Genomic DNA, 23,837 nt, shown 5'->3' with positions numbered 1-23,837 from the left:
GAACTGGCTACTTCGTCGAGGACAGGGCGTCTGCGCCGCCCACGATCTCGGAGATCTGCTGGGTGATCTCGGACTGGCGGGCGTTGTTGGCCAGCCGGGTGTAGGTGCGCACGAGGGTGTCGGCGTTGTCGCTCGCCGACTTCATCGCCCGCTGGCGTGCGGCATGCTCGGACGCTGCCGACTGCAGCATCGCGTTGTAGATGCGGCTCTCGATGTAGACGGGGAGGAGCGCGTCGAGGACGGCGTCCGGGTCGGGCTCGAACTCGTACAGCGGGAGCATCTCGTGCTGCCCGGGCTGCTCGACGCCCTCGACGAACTCGAGGGGCAGCAGGCGGACGACCTCGGGGGTCTGGGTGACCATGCTGACGAAGCGGTTGTAGACGATGTGGATCTCATCCACGCCGCCGTCGGCCGTGTCGCGCACGAAGGCGCCGACGAGCTCCTCGCCGATCTCCTGCGCTGTGGCGAACACGGGCTGGTCGGTGCCGCCGGTCCAGGTGCGTACGGACTCGCGCCGCCGGAACGAGAAGTACGCCACGGCCTTGCGCCCGACCAGGTAGTAGACGACGTCCTTGCCCTGACTGCGGAGCAGGGTGGCGAGCTCCTCGGCCTCCTTGAGGGCGCTGGAGCTGAACGCGCCGGCGAGGCCCCGGTCCGAGGCGAAGATGACGACCGCTGCGCGCTCGACGTTCTCCTTCTCGGTGGTGAGGACGTGCTCGACGTTGGAGTACGCGGCGACCGCGGACACCGCGCGCGTCACCGCGCGGGCGTACGGGGTCGACGCGGCGACCCGCTGCTGCGCCTTCTGGATGCGGGAGGCGGAGATGAGCTCCATCGCCCGGGTGATCTTCTTGGTGGTCTGGGCCGACTTGATCTTCTGCCGGTAGACGCGGAGTTGCGCTCCCACTAGTGGACCTTCGGTGCTGTGTCAGCAGACCTCGCCGTTGCCGGCTCGGCGGCGATGAGCACGAAGGCGCACCGCGCCTTCGTTCCCAGCATCATCGCCGCCCCTTGACGATTCGCTCCTGGTTGACGTCCTCAGGGGCCGCCGCCGTGAACTCCTCGCGGCCGACGGAGGCGAGCGGCTTGCCCTCACCCGTGGCGAACTCGAGCTTGAACTTGTCGACCTCGCGCCCGAGCTCGGCGACCGTGTCGTCATCCAGCACGTTCGTCTCACGGAGACGCGTGAGCACCTGCGTGTTGCGGCCCAGGTAGTCGAGCAGTTCACGCTCGAAGCGGAGCACGTCCTGCACGGGAACCTCGTCGAGCTTTCCGGTCGTGCCTGCCCAGATCGAGACGACCTGCTCCTCCACCGGATACGGCGAGTACTGCGGCTGCTTGAGCAGCTCGGTGAGGCGGGCTCCCCGGGCGAGCTGACGACGGCTCGTGGCATCCAGGTCGGACGCGAACATCGCGAACGCCTCGAGTGACCGGTACTGGGCGAGCTCGAGCTTCAGGGTTCCCGAGACCTTCTTGATGCTCTTCACCTGGGCGTCGCCGCCGACGCGGGACACCGAGATGCCGACGTCCACGGCCGGACGCTGGTTGGAGTTGAACAGGTCGGACTGGAGGAAGATCTGGCCGTCGGTGATCGAGATCACGTTGGTCGGGATGTACGCGGAGACGTCATTGGCCTTCGTCTCGATGATGGGCAGGCCCGTCATCGAGCCGGCACCCAGCTCGTCGGAGAGCTTGGCGCAGCGCTCCAGCAGGCGGGAGTGCAGGTAGAACACGTCGCCGGGGTACGCCTCGCGTCCCGGCGGGCGGCGCAGCAGCAGGGACACGGCGCGGTAGGCCTCTGCCTGCTTCGACAGGTCGTCGAAGATGATCAGGACGTGCTTGCCCGCGTACATCCAGTGCTGGCCGATGGCGGAGCCGGTGTAGGGGGCGAGGTATTTGAAGCCGGCCGCATCGGAGGCGGGGGCCGCGACGATCGTGGTGTACTCCATGGCGCCGGCATCCTCGAGGGCGCCCTTGACGCCCGCGATGGTGGAGCCCTTCTGGCCGATCGCCACGTAGATGCAGCGGACCTGCTTGTTCGCGTCGCCCGACTCCCAGTTGGCCTTCTGGTTGATGATCGTGTCGATCGCGATGGCCGTCTTGCCGGTCTGGCGGTCGCCGATGATCAGCTGACGCTGGCCGCGGCCGATCGGGATCATGGCGTCGATGGCCTTGATGCCGGTCTGCATCGGCTCGTGCACGCTCTTGCGACTCATCACCCCCGGCGCCTGAAGTTCGAGCGCACGGCGTCCTTCGGTGGCGATCTCGCCCAGTCCGTCGATCGGCTCGCCCAGCGGGTTGACCACCCGGCCGAGATAGCCGTCGCCGACGGCGACCGAGAGGACCTCACCCGTGCGGTGCACCTCGAGTCCTTCCTGGATCCCCTGGAAGTCGCCGAGCACGATGACGCCGATCTCGGACTCGTCGAGGTTCTGGGCGAGGCCCAGCGTGCCGTCGCCGAAGCGGAGGAGCTCGTTCGCCATGACGCTCGGGAGGCCCTCGACGTGCGCGATGCCGTCGGCCGCGTCGATGACGTAGCCGACCTCGGTGGTCTGGGCTCCCGCCGGCTCGTAGGAGGCGACGAAGTCCTTGAGGGCGTTGCGGATCTCGTCGGGACTGATCGTCAGTTCTGCCATGGTGTGGTTCCTTCGTTGAAAGGCGGCGCCGGCCTAGCCGACGAGTGAGAGTCGAAGATCGGAGAGACGGGAGGCGACGCTTCCGTCGATCACCTCGTCCCCGATCGTGATGCGGAGCCCACCGATGAGCGTCTCATCGAGAACCTGGTTGATGCTGAGCTTCCGTCCGTAGCGCGCACTGAGGATGCCCTCGAGCCGCTTGAGCTGCGGGGCGGTCAGCGGCCGCGCCGCGCGAACGGTCGCGATGCCGAGGCCCGCCTGATCGGCGACGATGCCCGCGGTGCCCCGGAGCGCCTCGCCGATGCGGCGGCCACGCGGCATGCGCACGAGGTGGCTGACGATCGTGCGGGTCTGCGAGGACGCCGACGCCAGCAGTGCGTCGACCAGCGCGACCCGCGCGTCGGACGCGCCGAGCTTGCTGCTCACCGCGAGCTCCAGCTCGGCGTTCGAGCGGACCGCCTGCTCGAACGCGAACAGCTCGCGCTCGATGGCGGTGCCGTCCGGGGCACTCATCGCCAGGGCGCGGAAGCCGAGTTCCTCGATGCCGGCCACGAACTCGTCCTCGTCCGACCAGCGCTCGGCCACCGTTCCGGCGAGCAGCTGCACGGTGCTCTTGTCGAGCGAGGCGAACAGGCTGCCGACGAAGCGGCCCTTGTCCTCCACCGGCACGCCGGAGTCGGTCAGCAGCGCGCGCAGCTGGCCGGACTCCGCGATGGTTCGCGCGGCGAGCAGCACCTGCTCGCCGGTGCGCTCCGTGACGCCGCCGATCGCCGCGAGCACGTTGCGCGACTGCTCGAGAGCCTCCCGACTGGAGGACCCCATCAGACGCTCGACTTCTGCGCCGGCTCAGCTGCCTCGAGCTCGGCGAGGAAACGGTCGACGAGCGAGCGCGAGCGCTTGTCGTCGAGGCTCTCCCCGACCACGCCGGAGGCGAGGTCGATCGCGAGCGAGCCGACCTCGGAGCGGAGCGACGCGACCGCCGCCTGGCGTTCGGCCTCGATCTGCGCCTGCGCGGAGGCGGTGATCCGAGCCGCATCGGCCTGGGCGTGCTCGCGCATCTCCGCCAGGATCTTGCGGCCGTCCTCGCGGGCCTGCTCGCGGATGCGGCCGGCTTCCGCCCGCGCCTCCGTGAGCTGCGCGTTGTACTTCTCCAGCGCCGCGGCGGCCTGGGCCTGCGCCTCCTCCGCCTTCGCGATGCCGCCCTCGATCTTGGCGGCGCGCTCGTCGAGCAGCTTCTTCACCGAGGGAAGCACCTTCCAGAGGAAGAAGCCGAACACGATCAGGAAGCAGACGAGCGACCAGACGAGGTCGTACACCTCGGGGATCAGCGGATTGCGGGTCTCCCCTGCGGCCGCCGTCAGTGCGGCGACCAGCTGTGCAGGCACTGCTGCCATGCCAGCCTCCTTGTCTGTTGAGGAAGGTCTACTGGCCGGCGGTGAAGATGAAGTACGTGGCGATGCCGATGAAGGCCAGCGCCTCGGTGAAGGCGATGCCGAGGTACATCAGCGTCTGCAGGCGGCCGGCCAGCTCAGGCTGGCGAGCGACGCTCTCGATGGTCTTGCCGACGACGATGCCGACGCCGATGGCGGGGCCGATGGCGGCGAGGCCGTAGCCGACGGTCGCGATGTTTCCGCTGAGCGCAGCGACAACAGTGGTGTCCACTAGTGGATTTCCTTTCGGTGTGTGGTCGGGAACCGCGTGCGCGGTCAGTGCTCTTCGGCCAGCGCCAGCTGGATGTAGACCGTGGTGAGCAGAGTGAAGACGTAGGCCTGCAGCACGGCGACGAGGATCTCGAAGAGCGTGAAGACGAAGCCGAAGGCGAGGGTGCCGATGCCGAGCAGGGAGAAGAGCCCGCCCGCCTCGAAGAAGAAGAAGGCGGTGGCCGAGAAGCAGAGCACCAGGAGCAGGTGACCCGCCACCATGTTCATCAGGAGTCGGAGGGCGAGTGTCACGGGCCGCAGGATGAAGATCGAGACGATCTCGATCGGCGTCACGATGATGTAGATCGCCTTCGGCACCCCGGGCGGGAAGAGGGACCCGCGGATGAAGGTCCAGGGGTGCCTGCGGAGGCCTGCGTAGATGAACGTGAGGTACGCGATCACCGCGAGCACCAGCGGCATGCCGATGACGGATGTGCCGGCCAGGTTGAGGCCGGGGACGATGCCGGCGAGGTTCATCGTGAGCACGAGGAAGAAGATCGTGGTGAGCAGCGGAAGGAACCGCGTCCCGTCCTTCTTGCCGAGGAGGTCCTCGGCGATGCTCACGCGGACGAAGTCGAGGCCCATCTCGATGACGCTCTGGAAGCGTCCGGGCACCAGGCGCATGCGGCGGGTGCCGAAGTAGAACAGCAGGAGGATGACGACGACCGCGAGGAGGCGGATCAGCATGACCCGGTTCAGCTCGAACGGGGTGCCCTCGAACAGGACGACGGGAGGAAAGAATTCGTCGATGGACGGACCGTGGAACCCGCCTTCATCGGCGGCCAAGGGTAGGAAGGGAAGGACGGCGTTCAGCAGCTCGTTCTCCAGTATCGGGGCGCTCGTGGCGCGGCGATGGGACGTGGGTGATTGCTAAGAACCCTATCAACGAACGGGGTACGCACCTAACCGACGCGGGACGACGGGGGCAGGTCGGAGACCACCGGGATGCGGGCGCGCGCGACCACGAGCACGTCCACCACGAGGGATCCGATCACGGCCGCGACGAGGGCGAGGAACAGCGCGACCGGCTCGAGCCAGGACTGATCCTTCAGCAGGAATACGAGGGCAAGGAAGACGAGGAACTTGAGCAGCCAGCCGCCGAGGACGATGCCGAAGAAGGCGGTGAGGTACGCGTCCGTGCCGTAGAACCGGTTGGCGGCGAGGATCGACGCGGCGGTCACGGCGAGGAAGGCGAAGGCCATCGCCGCGCCGAGCAGCGCCCCCACGAGGCCCCGGGAGCCGCCGGTGAACCAGCCGAGCAGACCGCCGACGACGGCCACCGCGAGCGCCAGCAGACCGCCGTAGAGGAGGATCCGCCGAAGGACCGGGTTGGAGCTCGGGGGCGCGGTGGGCTCGGTCATCGGAGGGTGCCCTTCAGGTCGGAGGGGGGAGGCAGGGCAGGAGGCTCGACGCCGGCGGGGAGAGCGTCCGCCGCCTCGTCGAGCGGGTCGAACTGGGCGACCGCGGAGTCCGTCGCCTCGGCCGGCGCCGCCTGCGCCGCCGCCTCGACGGCCTTCCGGCGGGACAGCGGGGCGAGCGTGAGGAGGGTGCAGATGATCAGGCCGACCACGAGGAAGGCGATGGCCCAGGTGTACGGCTTGACCACCCAGAACAGCAGCAGGCCGACCGAGACGACCGCCGTCCAGCTGTAGAAGATGACGACGGCGTGCACGACGCTGTGGCCCATGTCGAGCAGCCGATGGTGCAGGTGCTGACGGTCCGCGCTGAACGGCGACTTGCCGGCGCGGAGCCGGCGGGTGACGGCGAGGGTGAAGTCGAGCAGCGGCACGACGAGGATCGCGATGGGCAGCAGGATCGGCAGGAACGCCGGGAACAGGGAGGCCCGCCCGAACTGCGCCATCTGGCCCGGGTCGACCTGGCCGGTGACCGCGATGGCGGACGTCGCCATCAGGAGCCCGATGAGGTAGGCGCCCGCATCCCCCATGAACAGCCGCGCGGGGTGCCAGTTGAAGGGCAGGAACCCCACGCACGCGCCGATGACGATCACCGAGATGAGCGAGGCGAGGTTGAAGTAGTTGATCGGCGTCGTGACGACCACGAGCAGGTAGCTGTAGAGGAAGAAGACCCCGTTAGCGATGATCGCGACGCCCGCCACCAGCCCGTCGAGCCCGTCGATGAAGTTGACGGCGTTCATCACGAACACCACGGCGAACACGGTGAGGATGAGCGACATCTGGCCGGAGCCGACCGTGAGGCCGCCGATCGGCAGCGAGGTGATGGCGACGCCCTGCCAGGCGAGCACTCCGCCGGCGAGGATCTGGCCGGCGAGCTTGATCATCCAGTCGAGATCGAGCAGGTCGTCAGCCACCCCGATCAGCACGATGATCAGCGCGGCGAGGACGATCGCCCAGATCTTGCCCGGCTCGGCGAACACCAGGCGGAAGAAGGGGATCTGCGACGCGATCGCCAGCGCGATGGTCACTCCCCCGAACATCGCGATGCCGCCGAGGCGCGGCGTGGGCCGGGTGTGCACGTCGCGCTCGCGGATCGGCGGGTGCAGCCGGAAGCGCAGGCCCAGCTTGAGCACGAGGAAGGAGAGCCCGAAGGTCACGACGGCCGCCGCGAGCGCCATCAGCAGGTAGAGGGTCACGTCGGCTCCTCCAGTGCATCGCCGGCGATGTCCCGCAGGCGCTCAGCGGGCAGCGCGCCCAAGCGGACGATGCGGATGCCTCCTGTGCCGGCCACCAGGCCCGTCGCGTCGAGAATGGTGGACGGCAGCGACCCCGGGGTCGGACCGCCGTCGAGGTAGACCTCGACCGAGTCGCCGAGCTGCGCGGACGCCTGCGCAGCCGTGGTGGCGGCGGGCTGCCCGGTGAGGTTGGCGGAGGACACGGCGAGCGGGCCGGTCTCGGCCAGGAGCTCGAGGGCGATCCGCGAGTCCGGCATGCGCAGCGCGACGGTTCCGCCGGTCTCGCCCAGATCCCAGACGAGCGAGCTCCGCGCAGGCAGGATGACCGTCAGCGGTCCGGGCCAGAACTCGGTCACCAGCCGCCGCACGACGTCGGGAACCTGCTCGGCGAGCGCGTCAAGGGTCGGGATGCCGGCGATCAGCACCGGCGGCGGCGACTGCCTGCCTCGGCCCTTCGCGTCGAGGAGGCGCTGGACCGCGGCGGGGTCGAAGGCGTCGGCGGCCACCCCGTAGACCGTGTCGGTCGGAAGGACCACCAGCTCCCCGCGCCCGATCGCTCCTCGCGCCGCGCGCATGCCGGGCAGGAGTTCGGATTCGGCGGAGCAGTCGAAGATGCGCGCCATGACGGATCGAGTCTAGGCTCTGGGCCTTTCGCCCCGCCTCGGGGCCCGCCCGCGTTCCCTGTGGATCCGGAGCGAACCTCGGCTGCGGCAGACTCGCACGAGTGAGCGCCGCGCCCCTGTTCCTCTTCGACTGCGACAAGACGCTGTACGCGCACGACTCGAAGCGGCGCCTGCCGGCGCTGGCGCGGCTCGGCGGGGAGAGCGAGTACCGGATCGCGAAGGACTGGTGGGAGGGCGGCTTCGAGGAGCGCGCCGAGGCGGGCGAGTGGCCCACCGCGGAGGCGTACCTGGCCGAGTTCGCGCGGGTGACCGGCGCCCGGCTGACCCTCCCCGAGTGGGCGGAGGCGCGCCGGGCGACCATGACGCCGATCCCGGGCGCGATCGAGGCGCTGAGGATCGCAGCAACGCTCGGCACGGTGGGACTGCTCTCGAACAATCCGGCACCGATGGCCGCCGCGTTTCCCCTGCTGGCCCCCGAGGCCGCCGCCCTGCTCGGCGACAACGTGCTGGTCAGCGCGGATCTCGGCGCCAAGAAGCCCAGCGAGGAGATCTTCGAGCGGGCGCTGGACCGGCTGGGCGGGGTTCCCTCCCGAACGTTCTTCGCGGACGACCTCGCGGAGAACGTCGACGGCGCGGCCGCGGTGGGCATCACCGCATTCCACTTCACCGGGGACACGGACGCGCTTCAGTCGGCCGTCCGGGCCTTCGGCGCCCGCTGGCCGGGCGGCGCCGGGCCGGCCCCCACCGGCGTCGTCACCGCGTAGAGCGAATCTCCCGCCACCAGCTTCTGCCGCCCGGTGCCAGGTCTCGCCCTCGGGCCGGAGGTGCAGACCGAGAGCACGGTCCCCACGAGGACGGAGAGGAGCAGGAGCGGGACGCTACGCATGGACCGCCGCTGCGGACGGGCCCGAGAGGAAGGATCAGGCGCGGACCAGGGACACGGACCAGGTGGTGTCCGCCGTCGTGTATGCCGCGTCGCAGATCGGGTCGACATCCGCACGCAGCTTGAGGTGCTCCGACTCCTCGCCCTCGATCTTGGTGGCGGTCGGGACGCCGTCGATCACCTTGGTCTCAGTCACCTTGAGGCGCCAGGTGAACGTGTCGTCGAAGCCGTCGGGGTCGCGGATCTCCTCGGGGTTGTCGAGGTTCACGCAGGACACCGTGCTCGTGTCCGAGAAGACGAGGTCCTCCCCGTCGTAGGTCAGGGGCCAGCTGTTTCCCGAGCTCGAGGTCATCGTGGTGGTGCAGGTGGCCCCGTCGCACTCGGTGGGCGCCAGGTTCCAATCCCGCTTCTCCACATCCCCGACGGCGTAGCCCTGCCTGCCGTCGGTGGACACCACCGTCACTTCGAGCTTCCAGTCCCCCGCGAGGCTCGCCGAGGAGCTGGGCGCGTCCAGCGGAACGCTGTCCTCGTCGATGTTCGCGCTCAGCCACGGGTCGGTGAGCATCGCATCGATCGGCAGCGCGGTCGCCGCGGGAGTGCCGCCGTCCGCCGCCGGCACCACCAGGCGCTGGAACGGCTCGATGGTGACCACCGTGCCGTCCTTCGTCGTGAACTCCACGACCCCCTCGACGACCGTGATCGTGCAGACCTTCTCCGGCGTGCACGTCACGCCGAAGGCCGTGCCCTTCACCGAGGCGACCCCGACCGGGGTCTTCACCGCGTAGAGCGGGTCCTCGGCCACCAGCTTCTGCACCCGATGCCAGGTCTCGCCGACGTCGAGCGTCATGGCAGAGCGCTGCAGCTCCGCCGTGGACAGCTCCGTCACCGTCAGCTTGGTGGACGCACCCAGCCGGGCGAGGGAACCGTCCGCGAAGACGACCTGCGCCTGGCCCTTCGCGTCCGTCTCGACGACATCGCCCTTCTGCGCGGACCCCTTCTTCTCGAGGACCGCGGGCTTGTTGTCACCGGACGCGAGGGTGACCACGGCGTCCCGCGCACTCACCTCGGCTACGGGGCCGGAGGTGCAGGCGCAGAGCCCGGCCACGACGAGGATCGAGAGGACGGAGAAAGCGATGCGACGAGGCATGGAATGCCCTTCGGGACAGGCACGCGGGGAACGGCGAGGGCTGCGCTGAGGGGTTCGGCCGGAGCGTAAGCGAACAGTAGCGGCTGCCCGCACGAGGTCGCAAGGAATCAGCGGCGGGCGGTGGTGGTGCGGGGCCGACCGGTGAGGTCCGGCAGAGTCGCGGCGTCATGCCAGCCGTCCGCACGGAGGAGCTCTCTGATCTCTTCGCCCTGCGCCTCGCCGTGTTCGAGCACGAGCACGCCGTCCGGGTGCACGAGGCGGAGCCCCGTGACAGACACGCTGCGCACGACGTCGAGCCCGTCCGCGCCGCCGTAGAGCGCCGCCTCCGGGTCGTGCAGCCGCACCTCCGGGTCGCGAGGGATCGCGCCGATCGGGATGTAGGGCGGATTGGAGACGACGACGGCGACGGTGCCCTCGAGCTCGGGCAGCGCACCCGCGAGGTCGGCGAACACCATCCGGACGTTTCCGAGGCCGGTCTCCCGCAAGTTCCGGGTCGCCCAGACGAACGCCTGCGGTGAGTTCTCGACGCCGACGACTCGCGAGTGGGGCACCTCGGCGGCGAGGGCGAGGGCGAGGGCGCCGCTGCCCATGCCCAGGTCGACCGCGATGGGCTCAGCCGCCGGATCGGCACGGAGCGCCTCGATGGCCACCTGCGCGACCGACTCGGTCTCGGGACGCGGCACGAAGACGCCGGGCCCGACCGAGAGCTCGAGGGTGCGGAACGCTGCGCGACCGGTCAGGTGCTGCAGCGGCTCTCGAGCGGCGCGGCGATCGATCAGCCGCATGATCGCCTCCGCCGCCTCCTGCGACACCGCCGCGCCGGTGAGGGCACGGGCCTGGACGGCGCCGCGGGAGAGGCCCAGCACGTGCCCGATCAGGAGCTCCGCATCGACCTCCGCCGAGGGCACCCGTGCGCGAGTGAGCAGCTCGACCGCATGCCGGCGGAGAACGCCCACCGAGCTGCCGACTTCTGCCGCGACTGGGGGCCGAGTTGCGGCAGAACTGGGCAGGTCAGCGGGGTCAGGCATCGTCGCCGAGGGAGCGGAGCCGCGCCTCCTCGTCGGCCGCGATGGCGGACTGCACGATCGGCTCGAGCGCGCCGTCCATCACCTGGTCGAGGTTGTACGCCTTGTAGCCGGTGCGATGGTCGGCGATCCGGTTCTCGGGATAGTTGTAGGTGCGGATGCGCTCCGACCGGTCCACCGTGCGGATCTGGCTGCGCCTCGCCGCGCTCGCCTCGGCGTCGATCGCTTCCTGCTGGACCGCGAGGATGCGCGCCCGGAGCACCCGCATCGCGGCCTCGCGGTTCTGCAGCTGGCTCTTCTCGTTCTGCATGGAGACGACGATGCCGGTGGGGAGGTGCGTGATGCGCACCGCCGAGTCGGTGGTGTTGACGGACTGCCCGCCGGGACCGGAGGAGCGGAACACGTCGATCTTGAGGTCGTTGGGGTTGATCCCGACCTCCTCCGGAGCGTCCACCTCGGGGAAGACGAGCACGCCGGCCGCGGAGGTGTGGATGCGTCCCTGGGACTCGGTCGCCGGCACCCGCTGGACGCGGTGCACGCCGCCCTCGTACTTGAGGTGCGCCCACACGCCCTGCGCCGGATCGGACGAGCTGCCCTTGATCGCGAGCTGCACGTCCTTGTAGCCGCCGAGGTCGCTCTCGGTGCGGTCGAGCAGCTCCGTCTTCCAGCGCTTCGCCTCGGCGTAGTGCAGGTACATCCGCAGGAGGTCGGCCGCGAACAGGGCGGACTCCTCGCCGCCCTCGCCCGCCTTGATCTCCATGATCACGTCGCGCCCGTCGTCCGGGTCGCGCGGGATCAGCAGCCGGCGGAGCCGCTCGGCGGCGGTCGCCGCCTTCGCCTCCAGGACGGGCACCTCTGCTGCGAAGGACTCGTCCTCGCTGCCGAGCTCACGAGCGGCCTCGAGGTCGCTCTCCAGATCCTGCCACTCGCTGTGCGCGGCGACGATCCGGCTCAGCTCGGCGTAGCGCCGGTTGACCCGCTTGGATCGCGCCGCGTCCGCATGCAGGGCCGGGTCCGAGAGCTGCTGCTGCAGATCCTCATGCTCGGCCAGCAGCGTCGCCACCGACTCGAACACGGCCTAGTCCTCGCTGCGGTGGCCGTTGCCGTTCGTGGCGGGCAGCGACTTCTGGATCTGCATGAGGAACTCGACGTTCGACTGCGTCTCCTTGAGCTTGCCGAGCACGATCTCGAGGGCCTGCTGCTCGCCGAGGCCGGCGAGGGCGCGGCGGAGCTTCCAGGTGACCTTGACCTCGTCGGTGCCGAGCAGCATCTCCTCGCGGCGGGTGCCGGAGGCGCTGACGTCGACGGCGGGGAAGATGCGCTTGTCGGCGAGGCCGCGCGAGAGGCGCAGCTCCATGTTGCCGGTGCCCTTGAACTCCTCGAAGATGACCTCGTCCATCTTGGAGCCGGTCTCGACGAGTGCCGTCGCGAGGATCGTCAGGGATCCGCCGTTCTCGATGTTCCGCGCGGCGCCGAAGAAGCGCTTGGGCGGGTAGAGAGCGGCCGAGTCGACGCCGCCGGAGAGGATGCGGCCGGAGGCCGGCGCCGTGATGTTGTAGGCGCGGCCGAGGCGGGTGATCGAGTCGAGCAGCACGACCACGTCGTAGCCCAGCTCCACGAGGCGCTTCGCGCGCTCGATGGCGAGCTCGGCGACCGTCGTGTGGTCCTCGGCGGGACGGTCGAAGGTCGAGGCGATGACCTCGCCCTTCACCGTGCGCTGCATGTCGGTGACCTCTTCGGGACGCTCGTCGACGAGCACGACCATGAGGTGGACCTCGGGGTTGTTCTTGGCGATGGCGCCGGCGATGGCCTGCAGGATCAGCGTCTTGCCGGCCTTGGGCGGCGAGACGATGAGACCGCGCTGGCCCTTGCCGATGGGAGCCACCAGATCGATGATCCGGGTCGACAGCTTGGCCGAGTCCGTCTCGAGGCGCAGGCGCTCCTGCGGGTAGAGCGGCGTCAGCTTGCTGAACTCGACGCGACCGGCCGCCTCCTCGACGGGGAGGCCGTTGATGGAGTCGATCTTGACGATGGCGTTGTACTTCTGTCGGCCTGCCTCGCCGTCGTGCGGCTGCCGGATCGCGCCGACCACGGCGTCGCCCTTGCGCAGGTTGTACTTCTTGACCTGGCCGAGCGAGACGTAGACGTCGCTCGCGCCGGGCAGGTAGCCGGTGGTGCGCACGAACGCGTAGTTGTCGAGCACATCGAGGATGCCGGCGACCGGGATGAGGACGTCGTCCTCGCTGATCTCGGGCTCGAAGTCGTCTCCGACCGGGCCGCGGCGCTTGCGGTCGCGGTAGCGGCTGCGACCGCCGCGCTCGGCGTCCTGAGCCTGACGGTCACCCTGCTGGGCGGCGGCCTGCTGCTGACGGTCACCCTGCTGCTGGCGGTCACCCTGCTGGCGATCGCCCTGCTGCTGGCGCTCGCCCTGCTGGCGCTCGCCCTGCTGCTGACGGTCCCCCTGTGCGTTCTGGCGGCGGTCGCCCTGCTGACGGTCACCCTGAGAGCGCTCGCCCTCCTGGGCGGCGTCGCCCTGGGTGGCGCGGTCGTTCTGCTGGCCGCGCTCGCCCTGCTGGCGATCGCCCTGCTGACGGTTGCGATCGCGGCCGCGGCCACGGCGTCCCTGACGGGGCTCGCCCTCGGCGGCGACGGACTCGTCCTGCGCCTCCGGGTGGGTGCCGTCGTGCTGGCCCTCCTCGGGTGCCTCGTCGGTCTCGACGCTGCTCCCCTCGAGATCCTCGGTGATGCCGGTCTCGCCGTGGTTGACGTGGTCTGCGGCGCTCTTCGGCGCGGCGGCCGGAGCGTCCTCGGGAACCGGCACGAGAAGCGCGGAGGGATCGGCGGCGGTCACCCGGCGCGACGGACGGCGCTTGCGCTCGGGTGCCACCGGCGCCTCGATGACTGCGTCGGGGATCTCGGCCGCAGGAGTCTCGGGGGTGACCTCAGCGGCGGCGGGCTCGGTCGATGCGTCGTCGGCGGGAGCCTCAGCTGCCGGAGCCGCCTCGGCGGCGGTCCGGGCGGGGGCATCCTCGGCGGGCTCGGCGTCCGCAACCGGCGCGGCGGTCTGCTCGGCCCCGACCGGGGCCTCGGTCACCGGGACCTCCTCGGCCTCGGCGGGCTGCGATGCCTGCTCGGGTTCGGCGGCCTGAGCGCTTTCGGCGGGCTGCTCGGGCTCGGCGGGCTGCTCGGGCTCGGCCGGCTGTGAGGCCTCGGCCGGCTGCTCTGCCGCGTCCTGGGCCGGGGCGTCCTGGCCGGCGTCGGCGGGGGTGTTCTGCGCAGTGTCGGAGTCGAGCACCTCGGTGCTTGAGTCGGTCTGCGCGTCGGAGATTGCGTCCACGAGTTCTCCCTTTCGGAGTCGGGCTGCGTTCCTGATGCCGAGCGCACCGGCGATCGCCTGCAGTTCGGCAAGGCGGAGGGCCGTCAGTGAGGCCGCACGCGCGGCGCTGATGTCGGCATCAGTCACGAAAAAGGTTTCCTTGTCCCCAAGATCTGGGTTACCGCACCGGTCGTGCCGATCGCGTGCGACCGGGGAACCAGGGGTTCTGAACATTTGCCGATGTTGCGGCCACCTGCACGAGCACGGGGCCGGACGTCGCTAAGACCGCGACGATTCCATCGGATTCGGCACAACAGTAGCACCTTTGAAGTCGACGGCCAGCATGAGCGCCTGCCACGGGGTGTCTGACGAGGCCGCCACCAGCTCGGCCGCGGCGAGCCGCTGGGAGGGGTCGCTGCCAAGCACCAGGATCGATGGGCCCGCCCCCGAGACGACGGCGGCGTAGCCGTGTTCGCGGAGCAGCAGCACCAGCCGGTTGGTCTCCGGCATCGCCGCAGCTCGGTAGCTCTGGTGCAGCCGGTCCTCGGTGGCCGCGAGCAGCAGCTCCGGGCTCTGCACGAGCGCGGCCACGAGGAGCGCCGACCGGGAGACGTTGAAGATGGCGTCCTGGTGCGGCACGGACTCCGGCTGCAGGCTGCGGGCGAGAGCAGTCGACATGGTGTGCTCGGGCACGAACACGAGTGGGGCGACGCCCCGATGCACGATGAGCTTCTTGTGCTGCGGACCGTTCTCGGTGACCCAGGCGATGGTGAGACCGCCGAACAGTGCGGGGGCGACGTTGTCGGGGTGCCCCTCGAGCTCGGTGGCCAGGGCGAGCAGCCGGTCGGAGTCGAACTCGACGACGCCCTCGAGCAGGCCCTTCGCCGCCATCACGCCGGACACGATTGCCGCGCCGGACGAGCCCATGCCGCGCCCGTGCGGGATGGAGTTGCGGGCAACGAGGCGGAGGCCGGGCAGCTCCTGCCCGGCGGCGGCGAAGGTGTGGGCGATCGCGCGCACCACGAGGTTGGTCTCGTCGGTGGGAACCTCCCCCTCCCCCACCCCGTGGACCTCGACGACGGCGCCCGGCGTGTCCACCGCGGTCACGGTGAGCTCGTCGTAGAGGGAGAGCGCGAGGCCCAGGGTGTCGAAGCCCGGGCCGAGGTTGGCGCTCGTGGCCGGCACCCGGACCGTGACGGACCGGCCGGTGAGCCCGCTCACGCGTTTCCCGCCGCGCCGCCGTCGGCGGTCAGCCCGAGGAGGTCGGCGATCTGAGCCGCGTCGACAGGGACGACCGTGGGCGTGATGTCGGAGCCGTCGGCCGTGCGCAGCGCCCACTGCGGGTCCTTGAGGCCATGCCCGGTCACCGTGAGGACGACCTTCGCGCCGGCGGGGATCTCTCCGGCCTCGGCCCGCTCGAGGAGGCCTGCGACGCTGATCGCCGAGGCGGGCTCAACGAAGATGCCGACCTCGGCGGAGAGGATGCGGTGCGCCTCGAGGATCTTGGCGTCGTCGATGGCGCCGAAGTAGCCGTCGCTGTCGTCGCGGGCGGCGAGGGCGAGCTCCCACGAGGCGGGATTGCCGATGCGGATCGCGCTCGCGATGGTCTCCGGATTGCGCACGGGCTTGCCGAGCACGATGGGGGCGCTGCCGGCGGCCTGGAAGCCGAACATCCGCGGCAGCGTGGTGGTCGCGCCCCGGTCCAGCTCTTCCCGGTAGCCGCGGTGGTACGCGGTGTAGTTGCCCGCGTTGCCCACCGGGATGAAGTGGAAGTCGGGAGCGTCGCCGAGCGTCTCGACGACCTCGAAGGCGGCGGTCTTCTGCCCCTCGATGCGGTCCGGGTTGACCGAGTTGACGAGGTGCACCGGGTAGTGGGCGGCCAGCTCACGGGCCAGGTCCAGGCAGTCGTCGAAGTTGCCCTGCACCTGCAGGAGTTCCGCGTTGTGCGCGATGGCCTGGCTGAGCTTGCCCATCGCGATCTTGCCCTCGGGCACCAGCACCGCGGCGGTGATGCCGGCATGCGTGGCGTAGGCCGCGGCAGAAGCGGACGTGTTGCCGGTCGAAGCGCAGATGACGGCCTTCGCGCCGTGCTCGAGAGCCTTCGAGATGGCCATCGTCATGCCGCGGTCCTTGAACGAGCCCGTGGGGTTCATCCCCTCGTACTTCACCCAGACCTCGGCGCCGGTGCGCCGGGAGAGGGCGGCCGCGGGGAGCAGCGGCGTGCCGCCCTCGCCGAGCGTCACGATCGGAGTCGCCTCGCTGACATCGAGCCGGTCTGCGTATTCACGGATGACGCCGCGCCACTGATGGGCCACGCTCACTCCCCTTCGATTCGGAGGACGGATCTCACGGCCACGACGGCCTCGGTGTCGCTCAGAGCGGCGACGGTGGCCGCCAGCGCTGCCTCGGGGGCGCGGTGCGTGCCGATCACCAGGCTAGCGGTGCCCTCGTCGGCGGCACCGCCGGCCGTGCCGATCGACTGCTCGACGGCCTCGACGCTGACGCCGTGCTCACTGAAGGCGCTCGCGATGCCGGCCAGCACGCCTGGCTTGTCGAGCACGGTCAGGGTGACCCGGTACTGAGTGGTGACCTGGCCGATGCCGAGCACCGGGAGCCCGCCGGAGGTGGACTCGGCGACGCCCGGGCCGCCGGCGACGTGCCGCCGTGCGGCCGACACGAGGTCCCCGAGCACGGCGGATGCGGTCTCGATGCCGCCGGCCCCGGCACCGTAGAACATGAGGCTGCCCGCGGCCTCGGCCTCCACGAACACGGCGTTGTTGGCGCCGCGCACCGCGGCGAGCGGATGCTCCCGGGGGACGAGGGCCGGGTACACCCGCGCGCTCACGCCGTCCGTGCCGGTCGCTGGGTCGGTGAGCCGTTCGCAGATCGCGAGCAGCTTCACCACGTAGCCCGCCTTGCGGGCGCCCTCGACGTCTTCCGCAGTGATCCCGCTGATCCCCTCCCGGTGCACGGCCTCGACGGGCACCCGGGTGTGGAAGGCGAGGCTGGCGAGGATCGCGGCCTTCTGCGCGGCGTCGTAGCCGTCGATGTCGCCCGACGGGTCGGCCTCCGCATAGCCGAGCGCGGTGGCGGTGGCCAGCGCGGTGGCGAAGTCCTCCCCCGCCGAGTCCATCCGATCGAGCACGAAGTTGGTGGTGCCGTTGACGATGCCGAGGATGCGCTTGACGCGGTCACCGGCGAGGCTGTCGCGGAGCGGGCGGATGATGGGGATCGCGCCGCCCACCGCGGCCTCGTAGTAGAGCTGCGCGCCCACCTGCTCGGCCAGCTCGAACAGCTCGGGGCCGTGGGTGGCGAGGAGCGCCTTGTTTCCGGTGATGACGTCCGCGCCGGAGCCGAGCGCGAGCAGCACGTACTCGCGCGCCGGCTCCAGTCCCCCCATCAGCTCGATCACGATGTCGGCGCCGAGGATGAGTTCCCGCGCGTCGGTGGTGAGCAGCTCGGGGGGCAGGGCGGTGTCCCGGGGGGCGTCGAGGTCGCGCACGGCGATGCCGGTGAGGGTGAGGCGGGCTCCGGCCCGGGCCGCCAGCTCGTCACCGTGCTCGAGGAGGAGGGCGGCCACCTGGCTGCCGACGCTGCCTGCGCCGAGCAGGGCGATGCGGAGAGTGCGGTACTCGATCATGACCGGGCCTCCGAGAGGGGAACGGATGTGGGGTCGGGCGCCTCGGCGTCGCGGCGCAGCAGGTCGGCGATCGTCTCGCCGTGCACGAGGATCCGGGCGGCGCCGTTCCGCACGGCGACCACGGCCGGCCGTCCGACATGGTTGTAGTTGCTCGAGAGCGACCAGCAGTAGGCCCCGGTCGCCGGAACGGCGAGCAGGTCGCCGGGGGCGATGTCGCCGGGCAGGTAGTCGGAGTTCACCACGATGTCGCCGCTCTCGCAGTGCTTGCCTGCGACCCGCACGAGCACCGGCGCGGCCGGGGAGACCCGGGAGGCGATGCGGGCCGCGTACTCGGCCCCGTAGAGCTCCGGGCGAGGGTTGTCGCTCATTCCCCCGTCCACGCTGACGTACCGCCGGACGGCTGCTCCCTCGCCGGCCTCGACACGGACGTCCTTGATGGTGCCGACCTCGTAGAGGGTCACGCCGGCCGGCCCGATGATCGCCCGGCCCGGCTCGATCGCGACGACCGGGACGGGGATGCCGAGTCGCGCGCACTCGGTGGAGACGATCTCGGCCATCTGCGCCGCGATCTCTGCGAGGGGCGTCGGGTCGTCAGCGCTGGTGTAGGCGATGCCGAAGCCGCCGCCGAGGTTGAGTTCCGGGATCGGGCCGCCCTGGAGCAGCTCCTTCTGCAGGGCGAGCAGCCGGCGGGCCGCCTCGCCGAAGCCGCCGGTGTCGAAGATCTGCGAGCCGATGTGGGAGTGCAGGCCGAGGAGCTCCAGCGACGGCTTCGCCCGGACTGCCGCGACCGTCTCGGCGATGTCGGGCAGGGCGATCCCGAACTTCTGGTCCTCGCGCGCGGTCGCCAGATACTCGTGGGTGGAGGCGTGCACGCCGCTGTTGGTGCGCACCCGCACCCTCTGCCGGACCCCGCGGGCGGCGGCGGCGGCGGCCACGCGCTCGAGCTCCCAGCGGCTGTCGAGCACGAGAGCCCCGACTCCGGCCTCGACCGCGGTCTCGATCTCGGCCAGCGACTTGTTGTTGCCGTGGTAGCCGATCCGTGCCGGGTCGAACCCGGCGGCGAGCGCCACGGCCAGCTCTCCCCCGCTGCAGACGTCGAGGTGCAGGCCCTCCTCCTGCATCCAGCGCACCACGCCGACCGAGAGGAACGCCTTGCCCGCGTAGTAGACCTTCACGCTCGAGCCGACCGCGCCGAACGCCTGGCCGAAGTCGCGCAGGATGCCGCGGGCGCGGCGCCGCGCGTCCTCCTCATCGACGACGTAGAGGGGCGTGCCGTACTGGGCGGCGAGGGCGCCGGCGGTGACGCCGCCGAGCACCAGTTCCCCGTTCGAGCGCTCGGCTCCGGCGGGCCAGATGGCGGGGTCGAGCGCGTTCGCGTCCTCTGGCGGCGAGAGCCAGGCAGGGGCGAGCGGGTTCGCGGACGTGGTGCCGCTGGCGGTCACGGAAACTCCCAGGAGATCTGCTGGGGCGAGCGAACCCGGATTGGTCCCTGAAGCCGTCGAAATACGCCGGGAAGCCTATCGAATGCGCGGGGAGCCCCGGGACGCGCGCCGGGCGCCGGGTCAGGAGCAGGCACCGCGGCGCGCGAGGCCCTCCTCGGTGACGAGCACGCTGCGCCCGGAGAACCGGGCGGCGACGGCGCCGTTGCCGACCACGAGGGAGTCGACGGCGAGAGTGTCCGGCAGGTTCTCGGCGAGGCAGATCGAGAGTCCGCCCGGCGCGACGACCGGCAGGAGCGCCGTGATGTCGATGTCGATGGCGCCGTTGCCGAGCCGGGCCTTCAGCGGGCTGAGCTCGAGGCGCCCGCCGCTGAGCTCCGGGCGGGTGATGACCAGGTAGTCCACATCGACGAGGCCGAGGATCTGTGTGGTGCCGGTGTACTCGACGTTGCCGCCCGTGAGCCGGACGTGCCCGGGGTTCCCCTGAGCGGCGATCAGCGCGTCGAGGTCCTCCTCGTCGAGCAGGACCTTTCCGCTCACCGAGCGGATGGGCCGGGTCTGGTCGACCGGGACACCCTCGAGATGCACGTCCGCCTGCAGGGGGATGCCGCCGACGGTGAGGGCCGTGCTGGCGAGGTCGACCTCGTCGAACCGGCCGCTCAGGTACTGGGCGATCACCGAGAGGCCGCCGATCTGCACGTCCACGTTCCCCTGAACGCCCTCGGGGAGGCTCGACTCGATGCGATCCTCCACATACTGCTCGGCGAAGGGGCGTGAGGCGAGGTCGATCGCCACCGCGAGCGCCGCCAGCACTGCAAGGACCACGAGGAGGACGATCCAGAGGCGACGGAAGCGCCTCCTCGGCCTCCCTGGGGCGTCGATCACTGGGGCTACATCCGCTCCGGGGCGGAGACCCCGAGCAGCCCGAGGCCCGAGCGGAGCACCTGGCCGGTCGCGTCGTTCAGCCACAGGCGGGTGCGGTGCACCGGCTCGATCGGCGCGTCGCCGATCGGGATCACGCGGCAGCTGTCGTACCAGCGGTGATACGTGCCCGCGAGTTCCTCGAGGTAGCGGGCGACCCGGTGCGGCTCGCGCAGCTCCGACGCCTGGGCGAGGATGCGCGGGAACTCCTGGAGGGCGCCGAGCAGCGCCGTCTCGCTCTCGTGGCCGAGCAGCTCGCCCGAGAAGGCCTCGGCTCCGTCCAGGTCCCGGGTGACGCCCGACGCGGCCGCGTTGCGGTCGACCGCGCAGGTGCGGGCGTGGGCGTACTGAACGTAGAAGACGGGGTTGTCGTTGCTGTGCTTGGTGAGCAGGTCCAGGTCGACGTCGAGCTGGGAGTCGGCGGACGACCGGACCAGGGCGTACCGGGCGGCATCGACGCCCACCGCCTCGACGAGGTCCTCCATGGTCACCACGGTGCCGGCGCGCTTGCTCATCCGGACCGGCGAACCGTCCTTGACGAGGTTCACCATCTGCCCGATGAGGATCTCGAGGTTCACCCAGGGGGTGTCGCCGAAGGCGGCGACGGCGGCCATCAGGCGGCCGATGTAGCCGTGGTGATCCGCGCCCAGCATGATCAGGTTGCGCTCGAAGCCGCGCTCCCTCTTGTTGAGGTAGTAGGCGAGGTCGCCCGCGATGTAGGCGGCCTCCCCGTCGCTCTTGATGACCACCCGGTCCCGGTCGTCGCCGAACTCGGTGGTGCGCAGCCACACCGCGCCCTCCGACTCGTAGATGTGGCCGAGCTCCCGCAGCCGCGCGATCGCGTGCTCGACGGCTCCGGTCTCGTGCAGCGAGTTCTCGTGGAAGTACACGTCGAAGTCGACGCCGAAGTCGTGCAGCTGGCCCCGGATGTCGCCGAACATCAGCTCGACTCCCACCGCCCGGAAGACCTCCTGCGCCTCGGCGCGGGGCAGGGCGGTGAGGTCGCCGGGATGAGCGGCGACGACGCGGGCGGCGATATCGGCGATGTAGCCGCCGGCGTAGCCGTCCTCGGGGGTCGGCTCGCCGAGGAAGCTCGCCAGGAGACTGCGGCTGAAGCGGTCGATCTGGGCGCCGTGGTCGTTGAAGTAGTACTCGCGGGTGACCTCGGCGCCCTGCGCCTGCAGGATGCGTGCGAGGCTGTCGCCGACCGCGGCCCAGCGGGTGCCGCCCAGGTGGATCGGTCCTGTCGGGTTGGCCGAGACGAACTCGAGGTTCATCTTCACGCCCTCGAGGGCGTTGCCACGGCCGAAGCTGCCCTCGCCGATCACGATGTCGCGCACCAGGGCGGCGGCGGCCGCCGTGTCGAGCGTGATGTTGAGGAAGCCCGGCCCGGCGATGTCGACCCGGCGGACGCCGTCCAGAGCGGCGATGCCGTCGGCGAGCTCGGCGGCGAGTTCCCGGGGAGTGGTGCCGAACCGCTTGCCGAAGCGCATCGCCACGTTGCTCGCCCAGTCGCCGTGCTCGCGGTTGCGGGGGCGCTCCAGGGCCACGTCGGAGGCGGTCGGGCGGATGTCGTCGAGGCCGCGCCGAGAGGCCGCCTCCGTCACGAGCCGCGCGACGGTGTCGGCGAGATCGGCGGGAGTCACGGCGATCAAGCCTAGCCGGGACTCGCCTGGCGCGATCCCGGCCACTCTCCCCGCGGTTGGTACTCTGCGACCCTGCCCGCGGCTCGTCCCTGCCTTTCTCAGCGGACTCCGGCGGCGGAGGGGGAGATCCGGTGACGAGACGGTCCATCGCGGGGGTGCTGGCACTGCTCGGCATGCTGTCGCTGGCCGCCTGCACGTCGAATCCGGTGCAGCCCGTGCCCGAGGAGCCGGCTTCCTCGGCCGAGCCGGCCCCGGAGCCGACCACCCCCGCCGAGCCGACGCCCGCCGTCCCGACGCCCGCCCCACCCGTCGGGATCCCGGTCGAGCAGTCCTGCGACGAGCTGGTGACGGCCGAGGAGCTCTCCGCCGTTCACCCGGACTTCGCGGCCGACCCGGGCTATGCACCCTCTCCCGGCAGCGACGCGGAGGTGATCGCGACGCTCGAGGGCGTCACCTGCGGCTGGATCGATCCCGCCACCGGCCAGACCATCGAGATCGCGGTCGCCCACCTGGTCCCCGACGACATCGAGGCGCTGCAGAACCGGCTGGTGCTGACCAGCCACTCCGTGCCCACCTACGGCGGCGTCGACTACTTCGAGAAGTCCGGCACGACCGGCATCGCCAACGTGTTCGAGGGCGACTACTGGATCGTCGCCGACTCACCGACCTTCTACGAGCCGGGGGACGCCGCACCGCTGATCAGCGCGGTGAAGGCGGCCCTGCAGTAGGAGAGGGTCAGCCGAGCGTCACGAACGACGTGACGTCGTCGCGGGGCAGCTCGTCCACGATCGCGAGCACCGAGAGTCGCTCGAGCACCACGTTGCCGCGGTGGGTGTTGAGGAACGCCGTGTCCGCCGCGTCCCTGCCCGTCCCGATCCGCACCAGGGACTGGCGCGGTGCGAGGGTGGTCGCGTCGACGACGTGCCACGCGCCGTCGACGAAGGCCTCGCAGACGGCGTGGAAGTCCATCGGGAAGAGCCCCGGGGCATACACCGAGACGAGCCGCGCCGGCACGTCCAGCGCGCGGAGCAGCGCGACGCAGAGATGCGCGTAGTCGCGGCAGACTCCCCTGCGGTCCAGGAGGGTCTGGGTCGCGCCGTCGGTGGGGGCGCTCGAGCCCGGGACGTAGCTGAGATGAGAGCCGACCCAGCTGCTCACCGAGGCGAGGAGCTGGCGCCCCTCGAGCCCGCCGAACTCCGACTGGGCGGTGGGCAGCAGCGAGTCCGACTCGGCGTAGCGGCTCGGTCTCAGGTAGGTGATGAGGTCCAGGTCATCGACGGGCGCAGGCTCGGCGCGCCCCGAGACCTCCGCCTCGTAGCGGATGCTGACCCGTCCGGGACCCGATTCGAAGCGGTGCAGCCGGGTGCCGTGCAGGTCGGCGACTTCGGCAGGCTCGACCCGGCCGTCGGGGCCGAGGATGGTCAGCTCCTCCGACACCTCGAGTCCGGGCAGGCGGGCGACGGCGACCGAGAGGACGAGGGTGGCGGAGCGGTCGACTCCCAGCTCCAGGGAGGCCGACACGCTGCGCTTCATGCCGGAATCCTCGCACGGGGAATGGCGCCCCGGCACGCCGGTTGGCGGCGCCATGACGGTCTCCGGAGTACCCACCATCGGTCTCATCGGCGCGGGCCCAGATCGGCGCGCAACTCGCCCGCCTCGCGATCGGCCGCGGCGACCGCGACATCGACCGGCGGACCGGGCGGCGGGTGCCCCTTCGGCCTCCTGCTAGTCTGGATCGGTTCCCTTTGCCCCCATAGCTCAGGGGATAGAGCACTGCCCTCCGGAGGCAGGGGCGCAAGTTCGAATCTTGCTGGGGGCACCACGTAAAAGGCCAGGTCAGGCCCGCAGCCCGTGCAGCTGAGTCAGTCGACCAGGGCAAGCAGTGGACGCGGTTTGGACACAACCGCAGTTGCGATCGCCGCGTCTAGTGCCGCGGAAACGGCGTCGAGGTCCGAATCGAACAGGTCCGAGTACACGTCGAGAGTGACTGCAGCCGAGGCGTGCCCAAGCATGCGCTGGACCGCCTTGACGTTCGCGCCGGCGCTGATCGCAAGCGAGGCCGCGGTGTGCCGGAGCTCGTGCGGGGTAAGCCCGTCGGCTCCGATCGCAGTAGCAGCGGCGGTCAGGTAGCCGCGCCGGAACGCCCGGTTCCGCAGCCAGGATCCGGACCGCCTTCCGGGGAAGACGGGCGCGTCGGCCGTCTTGCCCTCC

General features: G+C 70.8%; 23 protein-coding genes and 1 tRNA gene. 3 read left to right on the top strand and 21 right to left on the bottom strand.

The genetic code is table 11. The annotated features are described in order from the left end of the window. Window positions 1–7: 7 nt before the first annotated feature. From JWR33_RS11940 to JWR33_RS11900, 9 genes are all read right to left on the bottom strand, one after another. Window positions 8–907, bottom strand: a complete 900-nt coding sequence (locus JWR33_RS11940) for a F0F1 ATP synthase subunit gamma (protein ID WP_297412141.1) — start codon at window positions 905–907, stop codon at window positions 8–10. Window positions 908–998: 91 nt separating this feature from the next. Continuing rightward, the gene (atpA, locus tag JWR33_RS11935; RefSeq protein WP_297412140.1) at window positions 999–2,636 is read right to left on the bottom strand and encodes a F0F1 ATP synthase subunit alpha; all 1,638 of its coding nucleotides are present in this window, start codon (window positions 2,634–2,636) and stop codon (window positions 999–1,001) included. Between the two features lie 33 nt (window positions 2,637–2,669). Further along, on the bottom strand, window positions 2,670–3,458 hold the full coding sequence (locus JWR33_RS11930; RefSeq protein WP_297412139.1) for a F0F1 ATP synthase subunit delta: 789 nt from the start codon (window positions 3,456–3,458) through the stop codon (window positions 2,670–2,672). Continuing rightward, entirely contained in the window at window positions 3,458–4,030 is a 573-nt protein-coding gene (locus JWR33_RS11925; protein WP_297412138.1) for a F0F1 ATP synthase subunit B, read from the bottom strand. Before JWR33_RS11925 ends, JWR33_RS11930 begins: the two co-directional genes overlap by 1 nt. A 28-nt stretch (window positions 4,031–4,058) precedes the next feature. Then, the gene (gene atpE, locus JWR33_RS11920) at window positions 4,059–4,298 is read right to left on the bottom strand and encodes an ATP synthase F0 subunit C (protein ID WP_297412137.1); all 240 of its coding nucleotides are present in this window, start codon (window positions 4,296–4,298) and stop codon (window positions 4,059–4,061) included. A 44-nt stretch (window positions 4,299–4,342) separates the two neighbouring features. Beyond that, the gene (atpB, locus tag JWR33_RS11915) at window positions 4,343–5,122 is read right to left on the bottom strand and encodes a F0F1 ATP synthase subunit A (protein WP_297412136.1); all 780 of its coding nucleotides are present in this window, start codon (window positions 5,120–5,122) and stop codon (window positions 4,343–4,345) included. A gap of 116 nt (window positions 5,123–5,238) precedes the next feature. Next, window positions 5,239–5,697, bottom strand: a complete 459-nt coding sequence (locus tag JWR33_RS11910; RefSeq protein WP_297412135.1) for a hypothetical protein — start codon at window positions 5,695–5,697, stop codon at window positions 5,239–5,241. Next, complete coding sequence (locus JWR33_RS11905) at window positions 5,694–6,947, bottom strand: MraY family glycosyltransferase (RefSeq protein ID WP_297412134.1); 1,254 nt, start codon at window positions 6,945–6,947, stop codon at window positions 5,694–5,696. The genes JWR33_RS11910 and JWR33_RS11905 overlap by 4 nt, the downstream gene beginning before the upstream one ends. Further along, a complete protein-coding gene (locus tag JWR33_RS11900; RefSeq protein WP_297412133.1) occupies window positions 6,944–7,609 on the bottom strand; it encodes an L-threonylcarbamoyladenylate synthase in 666 nt (221 codons plus the stop codon). The genes JWR33_RS11905 and JWR33_RS11900 overlap by 4 nt, the downstream gene beginning before the upstream one ends. A gap of 101 nt (window positions 7,610–7,710) precedes the next feature. On the opposite strand from JWR33_RS11900, the gene JWR33_RS11895 reads away from it, so the two are divergent. Beyond that, window positions 7,711–8,373, top strand: a complete 663-nt coding sequence (locus JWR33_RS11895; RefSeq protein WP_297412132.1) for an HAD family phosphatase — start codon at window positions 7,711–7,713, stop codon at window positions 8,371–8,373. Window positions 8,374–8,529: 156 nt separating this feature from the next. On the opposite strand, the gene JWR33_RS11890 is transcribed toward JWR33_RS11895, so the two are convergent. From JWR33_RS11890 to argS, 10 genes are all read right to left on the bottom strand, one after another. Beyond that, complete coding sequence (locus JWR33_RS11890; RefSeq protein WP_297412131.1) at window positions 8,530–9,639, bottom strand: FecR family protein; 1,110 nt, start codon at window positions 9,637–9,639, stop codon at window positions 8,530–8,532. A 107-nt stretch (window positions 9,640–9,746) separates the two neighbouring features. Continuing rightward, a complete protein-coding gene (gene prmC, locus JWR33_RS11885) occupies window positions 9,747–10,595 on the bottom strand; it encodes a peptide chain release factor N(5)-glutamine methyltransferase (RefSeq protein WP_297412130.1) in 849 nt (282 codons plus the stop codon). A 64-nt stretch (window positions 10,596–10,659) separates the two neighbouring features. Then, the gene (gene prfA / locus JWR33_RS11880) at window positions 10,660–11,739 is read right to left on the bottom strand and encodes a peptide chain release factor 1 (RefSeq protein ID WP_297412129.1); all 1,080 of its coding nucleotides are present in this window, start codon (window positions 11,737–11,739) and stop codon (window positions 10,660–10,662) included. 3 nt (window positions 11,740–11,742) lie between these two features. Beyond that, entirely contained in the window at window positions 11,743–14,127 is a 2,385-nt protein-coding gene (rho, locus tag JWR33_RS11875) for a transcription termination factor Rho (RefSeq protein ID WP_297412128.1), read from the bottom strand. A gap of 132 nt (window positions 14,128–14,259) precedes the next feature. Further along, on the bottom strand, window positions 14,260–15,201 hold the full coding sequence (gene thrB / locus JWR33_RS11870) for a homoserine kinase (RefSeq protein WP_297412127.1): 942 nt from the start codon (window positions 15,199–15,201) through the stop codon (window positions 14,260–14,262). Beyond that, the gene (thrC, locus tag JWR33_RS11865; protein ID WP_297412126.1) at window positions 15,198–16,295 is read right to left on the bottom strand and encodes a threonine synthase; all 1,098 of its coding nucleotides are present in this window, start codon (window positions 16,293–16,295) and stop codon (window positions 15,198–15,200) included. Before thrC ends, thrB begins: the two co-directional genes overlap by 4 nt. Before the next feature lie 2 nt (window positions 16,296–16,297). Continuing rightward, window positions 16,298–17,620, bottom strand: coding sequence for a homoserine dehydrogenase (locus JWR33_RS11860; protein ID WP_297412125.1), 1,323 nt, complete (start codon window positions 17,618–17,620; stop codon window positions 16,298–16,300). Next, entirely contained in the window at window positions 17,617–19,062 is a 1,446-nt protein-coding gene (gene lysA / locus JWR33_RS11855) for a diaminopimelate decarboxylase (protein ID WP_297412124.1), read from the bottom strand. Before lysA ends, JWR33_RS11860 begins: the two co-directional genes overlap by 4 nt. Before the next feature lie 120 nt (window positions 19,063–19,182). Next, window positions 19,183–19,884 carry a DUF2993 domain-containing protein gene (locus JWR33_RS11850; protein WP_297412123.1) on the bottom strand — a complete coding sequence of 234 codons (702 nt, stop codon included), beginning with the start codon at window positions 19,882–19,884 and terminating at the stop codon, window positions 19,183–19,185. A gap of 65 nt (window positions 19,885–19,949) precedes the next feature. Beyond that, window positions 19,950–21,626, bottom strand: a complete 1,677-nt coding sequence (gene argS, locus JWR33_RS11845; protein ID WP_297412122.1) for an arginine--tRNA ligase — start codon at window positions 21,624–21,626, stop codon at window positions 19,950–19,952. A 131-nt stretch (window positions 21,627–21,757) separates the two neighbouring features. On the opposite strand from argS, the gene JWR33_RS11840 reads away from it, so the two are divergent. Next, window positions 21,758–22,354 (top strand): hypothetical protein, encoded by a 597-nt coding sequence (locus tag JWR33_RS11840; RefSeq protein ID WP_297412121.1) that lies wholly within the window; start codon window positions 21,758–21,760, stop codon window positions 22,352–22,354. A 7-nt stretch (window positions 22,355–22,361) separates the two neighbouring features. Here the strand turns inward: JWR33_RS11840 and JWR33_RS11835 are convergent, their stop codons facing one another. Next, window positions 22,362–23,159, bottom strand: coding sequence for a transglutaminase family protein (locus JWR33_RS11835; protein ID WP_297412120.1), 798 nt, complete (start codon window positions 23,157–23,159; stop codon window positions 22,362–22,364). 214 nt (window positions 23,160–23,373) lie between these two features. On the opposite strand from JWR33_RS11835, the gene JWR33_RS11830 reads away from it, so the two are divergent. Further along, a tRNA-Arg gene (locus tag JWR33_RS11830) sits at window positions 23,374–23,448 on the top strand. Between the two features lie 40 nt (window positions 23,449–23,488). Here the strand turns inward: JWR33_RS11830 and JWR33_RS11825 are convergent. Next, window positions 23,489–23,837 (bottom strand): tyrosine-type recombinase/integrase (locus tag JWR33_RS11825; protein ID WP_297412119.1); only part of this gene is annotated, 349 nt, incomplete at its 5' end.

Origin of the sequence: Naasia sp. (assembly GCF_025465545.1) — a bacterium.
In the GTDB taxonomy this organism is placed as follows: Bacteria; Actinomycetota; Actinomycetes; order Actinomycetales; family Microbacteriaceae; genus Naasia.
The sequence above is the reverse complement of the archived record's forward strand: the minus strand, read 5'-3'. Positions and strand labels throughout refer to the sequence as shown.

Coding starts and splice junctions, on each gene's coding strand:
- JWR33_RS11835 (WP_297412120.1), bottom strand. CDS start 23,159: ATGAAGCGCAGCGTGTCGGCCTCCCTGGAGCTGGGAGTCGACCGCTCC.
- atpA (WP_297412140.1), bottom strand. CDS start 2,636: ATGGCAGAACTGACGATCAGTCCCGACGAGATCCGCAACGCCCTCAAG.
- JWR33_RS11930 (WP_297412139.1), bottom strand. CDS start 3,458: ATGGGGTCCTCCAGTCGGGAGGCTCTCGAGCAGTCGCGCAACGTGCTC.
- JWR33_RS11890 (WP_297412131.1), bottom strand. CDS start 9,639: ATGCCTCGTCGCATCGCTTTCTCCGTCCTCTCGATCCTCGTCGTGGCC.
- JWR33_RS11900 (WP_297412133.1), bottom strand. CDS start 7,609: ATGGCGCGCATCTTCGACTGCTCCGCCGAATCCGAACTCCTGCCCGGC.
- JWR33_RS11860 (WP_297412125.1), bottom strand. CDS start 17,620: ATGATCGAGTACCGCACTCTCCGCATCGCCCTGCTCGGCGCAGGCAGC.
- JWR33_RS11925 (WP_297412138.1), bottom strand. CDS start 4,030: ATGGCAGCAGTGCCTGCACAGCTGGTCGCCGCACTGACGGCGGCCGCA.
- JWR33_RS11910 (WP_297412135.1), bottom strand. CDS start 5,697: ATGACCGAGCCCACCGCGCCCCCGAGCTCCAACCCGGTCCTTCGGCGG.